This is a genomic window from Streptomyces violascens (genome assembly GCF_014649955.1).
Taxonomy (GTDB): domain Bacteria; phylum Actinomycetota; class Actinomycetes; order Streptomycetales; family Streptomycetaceae; genus Streptomyces; species Streptomyces violascens.
Genome location: NZ_BMUA01000075.1, coordinates 1 through 2,141 on the forward strand (window position 1 = coordinate 1; position 2,141 = coordinate 2,141).

Below are 2,141 nucleotides of genomic sequence, written 5' to 3' on the forward strand. Positions count from 1 at the left end.
CCGCGACACCGCGACGGCTTCCGCGGCCCCGGTCGTTGTCGACCTGATGACCAAGCGACACCCCGCGACGTCGCGGGAGCGGGTCTCTGACCTGGAGGCGAGCAGGGCCGCTGTCGCGGGCGACACGATCGCGACAACCGCCGACCGTGACGAGTACGACGGTTTCGAGGTGGCCGACCCGTGGGCTAAGCCGACCGACGCCCCGAGTGTCGCGCAGATGGTCCGGGAGGCCATGACGTCCGGAGTCACCGACCGCGACACGATCCTGACGCGGGTTCAGCAGTACCGGCCCGGGACAACGCGACAGGCCGTCGCGAAGGCGATGCAGCGACACGTGACCAAGACACGGCCCTTTGCGGACAGCGGAACCTACCTCTGACCGCGACACCGCGACACCGCGACCGGGACAACCGCGACGCGACACCGCGACAACCGCGACACCGCGACAACCCTTGTCGCGGCCGACCGCGACACCGCGACACCTGACCATCCGAAGGGGGAACCATGCCCGAGCAGATGACCCGCGACCAAGCGTCAGAGATCGTCCACGACTGCTACACGACCGGCCAGCCCCAGAGCACGGCTGTTGCACTGACCGGCTACTCGCGGTCGTGGGTGGCCGCGGAGTACCGGCGGCTCAAGGCCCGGGGGGTCTCCCGGGTGGCCGGTCAGTTGGAACTCTTCGACCCCTCGTCCTCCGGCTGATCGCGTTCGGGCCCGGCTCGTCCGGGCCCGTTCGTGGCCGTCCGGCCGACGCCCCATCCGACCGACACCCGAGCAGGAGACAGACATGACGATGAACGGCACTCCGATCACGATCGTCGGCAACCTGACCGACGATCCCGAGTTGAGGTTCACCCCGAGCGGGGCGGCGGTCGCGAAGTTCTCCGTGGCCGTCAACCGTCGCCAGTTCGACCGGCAGGCGAACGAGTGGAAGGAAGCGGGCACCGACTTCCACCGGGTCAGCGTGTGGCGGGACCTCGCAGAGCACGTAGCCGGGACGCTGACCAAGGGGATGCGCGTGATCGTGGTCGGAGAACTGCGACAGCACTCGTGGACGGACGAGAAGACGAACGAGAAGCGGTCGGCGTGGGAGGTCACCGCGAACTCGTGCGGTCCTGACCTGACGTTCGCCACGGCCACCGTGACCAAGACGACCCGGACGAACGGGTCCGCGCCGGGTGACGACGCGTGGTCGACCGCTTCCCGCACCCGCCCGGCAGTTCCCGCCGGCGCCGGAGCCCCCGCCAACGGTCAGCCGCAGGGCGGGTACAGCGACGAGCCCCCTTTCTGATGTCGGGGTGTGGCAACGACCCCCGCACCGTGCTGACCGAGGGGGACCGCGAGGCAGTCCGCGAATTCGGGGGCTGGCTGCGGGCGCGAGCAGCAGCTCGGGCGGAAGGACTGCCCGAGCCTCAACTCCCCGAGGGCATGACTCGACTGGTGTAGACACGGCGGCCCGGTAGTTCCCGAGGAGGGAAGAACGGGCCGCCTCCCCACATCCGGAGCCGTCCCTCGGTCCCGGCCGGGAAGCCGAGGGGGTCCTCGGAACCCCCGGTACGTCACCCAGTTGACGTACCGACAGAACCGGTGACGTACAGCCCGAGCCGTCCGGAGCGACACGCCAGATTCACCCGTCTCGGGAGTGGCGTACGGAATCTGACGCCCCGTATGATCTCCGATACAAGGTATCGACAGTAAGGAGTGGTGACGTGACCGATACCGCGACCACCGCAGAGGCGCCGGTTTCCGCGGCTCCCAAGGTTCCCGCGGACTGGCGCGTAACCCCCGAGGGCACCGTAGCCGTGACCGACGTCGCCCGGACCGCAGGGGACTATCCGGCCGTGAACTACACCGTGCGCAAGTGCGGGGTACCAGTCGTCAACCGAGGCCAGGGGCGCGGCGGGGGCCGCTACATCGAGGTGTCTGAGGCCCTGCTCCTGATCGCCGCCGCCGCCCTGGCCGTCGCCGCCGGGGTCGCCCTGGCCTCGATGTACCGCGCGATGAAGGCGAGCGGGGCCACGGTCGGAGTCGACTCCCTGACCATCCCCCTGAATCTCAAGGGCTGACCCATGGTCCCCGTCTACCTGCGGGAGGACCCGCAGCGCGCCACGGTCGGCGCGGCCCGCACTGACGGCCCG

The 2,141-nt window shown here is 69.9% G+C and carries 4 protein-coding genes; all 4 read left to right on the top strand.

Translation table 11 applies throughout. The features are described 5' to 3' along the window. The coding region (locus IE206_RS42100) for a hypothetical protein (protein WP_229853406.1) at positions 1-379 on the top strand (379 nt) is incomplete at its 5' end. 125 nt (positions 380-504) lie between these two features. After that, a complete protein-coding gene (locus IE206_RS42105; RefSeq protein ID WP_189972055.1) occupies positions 505-705 on the top strand; it encodes a hypothetical protein in 201 nt (66 codons plus the stop codon). Between the two features lie 85 nt (positions 706-790). Next, on the top strand, positions 791-1,294 hold the full coding sequence (ssb, locus tag IE206_RS42110) for a single-stranded DNA-binding protein (protein WP_226599024.1): 504 nt from the start codon (positions 791-793) through the stop codon (positions 1,292-1,294). A gap of 418 nt (positions 1,295-1,712) precedes the next feature. Further along, the gene (locus IE206_RS42115; RefSeq protein WP_189972057.1) at positions 1,713-2,069 is read left to right on the top strand and encodes a hypothetical protein; all 357 of its coding nucleotides are present in this window, start codon (positions 1,713-1,715) and stop codon (positions 2,067-2,069) included. The last annotated feature ends 72 nt before the right edge of the window (positions 2,070-2,141 follow it).